Annotated in this window: 3 protein-coding genes, 1 tRNA gene and 1 pseudogene; 2 read left to right on the top strand and 3 right to left on the bottom strand. The window is 59.7% G+C overall.

From position 1 onward, the window contains the following. A pseudogene (locus WCA53_RS27650) lies at positions 1-710 on the top strand (MFS transporter); the annotation flags it as partial. Between the two features lie 110 nt (positions 711-820). Further along, a tRNA-Met gene (locus tag WCA53_RS27645) sits at positions 821-897 on the top strand. Positions 898-1,319: 422 nt separating this feature from the next. On the opposite strand, the gene rpsU is transcribed toward WCA53_RS27645, so the two are convergent. From rpsU to WCA53_RS27630, 3 genes are all read right to left on the bottom strand, one after another. Beyond that, on the bottom strand, positions 1,320-1,532 hold the full coding sequence (gene rpsU / locus WCA53_RS27640; protein WP_165093256.1) for a 30S ribosomal protein S21: 213 nt from the start codon (positions 1,530-1,532) through the stop codon (positions 1,320-1,322). A gap of 180 nt (positions 1,533-1,712) precedes the next feature. After that, positions 1,713-2,063, bottom strand: coding sequence for a 2Fe-2S iron-sulfur cluster-binding protein (locus WCA53_RS27635; RefSeq protein ID WP_423918331.1), 351 nt, complete (start codon positions 2,061-2,063; stop codon positions 1,713-1,715). 7 nt (positions 2,064-2,070) lie between these two features. Next, the coding region (locus tag WCA53_RS27630; protein ID WP_423918328.1) for an IMPACT family protein at positions 2,071-2,522 on the bottom strand (452 nt) is incomplete at its 5' end.

Genomic DNA, 2,522 nt, shown 5'->3' with positions numbered 1-2,522 from the left:
AGATCATCCTGTTCTTTATTTTCTATCAGCAGATGTCTACGTCGCTGACCTTGTTCGCGCTGCGCAACGTGGACCCCTCGTTCACGCTCTTCAACGTCAACCTGTTTTCCTGGAGCGCCGCGCAATTCCAGGCGCTCAATCCGCTCTGGATCATGCTTCTGAGCCCGTTCCTCGCCATCGCCTATACGCGGCTGGCACAACGTGGCCGCGATATCCCCGTCGCCGCTAAATACGCGGTAGGGTTTCTCGTCGTCGCGCTGGGCTTCTTCGTGTTTGCGCTAAGCGGACGTTTTGCCGTCGATGGCCGCGTTTCGTCGTGGTTCATGGTCGGTGGCTACGGTCTGTATTCGCTTGGCGAGTTGCTGGTGTCCGGCCTCGGCCTAGCGATGATCGCGCACTACGTGCCGTCCCGCATGAGCGGCTTCATGATGGGCGCGTATTTCGTGGCGACGGGGGTGTCGCAGTATCTCGGGAGTCTGGTCGCCAACCTGGCGCGCATGCCGTCGGGCGATCTCGATCCACTGGTTTCGCTGCCCCTTTATACGAAGCTCTTCTTTGCCCTCGGCTGGGTTGCTGCGGGCGGGGCGGTCGTCGCATTCCTTTTGTTGCCGCTGCTCAATCGATTGTCGCGGGCACATCAGCGCAACGTCGACGCCGCGCGTACTAGTGCCGACGCGCGTTTGCCTGCCGAGGCGATATCGATACGCTGAGTTCGAAGTCGAATGCGTTCTGATGGGCTGCTGTGCGTTCCTCGCAGTCCGATTGCAATATCCTTCGATTCAGTTTGACCGCGCGTGCTCGTTAGCGCTATAATCTTTTTCGCGGGGTGGAGCAGTCTGGCAGCTCGTCGGGCTCATAACCCGAAGGTCGTAGGTTCAAATCCTACCCCCGCAACCAACGGATTAAACGCATAAAGCCCGGCTTGCCGGGCTTTATGCGTTTACGGCTGGGCGCGCGGTCGACCGTGATGTAACGCATGAGCGCCAAGCGAAAAAAGCCCGCACGATGTTTATCGTGCGGGCTTTCTGAATTCTTTGATACCTTGGCGCTTGTCGGGCCGCGCAGCGAGCGTGCTCATGGGGCAGATCAGTGAGCCGTGTAGTGGCGCTCCGCATTGGGGAGTACGAATCACACCTGCTGATTCTTCGCGTCTGGCCTTTAGATCGCCACGAACGCTGCGATTACCGCCGCTTTCGCGCTTGTTTCGCCCGGGCTCGCCTTGTTGGCGATTCGATTGCCCGGCTCAACCTTCCTCAGCGCCTGGCCGCAACTAAATCGAGCCACTAGCCGCCGATAAAACAATAAAACACGTCACGCCATCAATACATTTTCTTAGGCAACTGCGCGCGACGGATCTGCTTGCGCAAACGAGCGACCGCAGCAGCTTTCTTGCGCTTGCGTTCGGTGGTCGGCTTTTCATAAGCCATGCGTGACTTCAGTTCCTGAATCAGGCCAGTGCGTTCGACGGTGCGACGAAAGCGGCGCATAGCGACGTCGAAAGGTTCGTTCTCTTTCAACAAGACTTTAGTCATTGATATCTCAGTTAATCTGGCCTTGCCAGAAAATCGGGCGAATCGCAATTGTACACTTTTTGAGCCGTTCGATACGGGCCCCTGAACAATCGGGCGCGCTTCGACGCCCGGGAACGTTATCGTATGTCATTGATAAATGACGACAATCCCGAATTACCCGAGCTTTGTGCCGAGTGGTTTTCAGAAGCCCCGGCCGCGTTTGCGTCGCGTTGGGTCCGCATCGGAAACCAATAGAAAATGCGGCTGATCCAGTTTCAGATCCGATTCCGGCAACGCCACGCAGGGCAAGATCCAGCCATCGGCCTTTTCTTCGGCGCTCAGGCCGGGCCAGTCGACCCGGTATCGGACACGGCCTTCTATCAGCCTGCACAGGCACGCCCTGCACGTGCCGTTGCGGCATGAGCTGGGCAAACGCAATCCGGCGAGCGCGGCCGCTTCGAGAATGGTCGTCTCGATCGTCGATGAAAACACCGGCCCGGATGGCAGCAATGCGATCACGAAGGGAACAACCGGCGGCTCGACTTGGATCATGGCAGGCTCACGGTAGTTGCTCAACGGCCGCGCGCCCGTGCGTCAGGTCGCGAATCGAATCGGTGGCCTTGTCAAGCACGGCGAGCGGCATGTGGATCGACATTCGTACGGTCATGCCATAACCCGGTTCATCGAGTTCATGACCTTCCTGCTCGACCCAGCGGCGCACGCGGGCTTCGTCGGCGTAATCGACTTCTACTTGCAACGTGCCGAGCGGCACCCGTTCGATGCGTTGCGCCAGTTGCATCGTGGTCGCGATCGCGTCGGTGTAAGCGCGCACCAAACCGCCGGCGCCGAGCTTGATGCCGCCGTAGTAGCGCACCACCGCGGCCAGCACGCCGTCTACTTCGTGATGGCGCAGCACTTCCAGGATCGGGCGGCCGGCCGTGCCGGAGGGCTCGCCATCGTCCGACATGCCCGATTCGCCGCCCGCCAGCAGCGCCCAGCAGACATGCGTGG

Origin of the sequence: Caballeronia sp., assembly GCF_049581465.1 — a bacterium.
In the GTDB taxonomy this organism is placed as follows: Bacteria; Pseudomonadota; Gammaproteobacteria; order Burkholderiales; family Burkholderiaceae; genus Caballeronia.
Note: the sequence above shows the minus strand (reverse complement) of the source record. Positions and strands in the feature narration are given on the sequence as shown.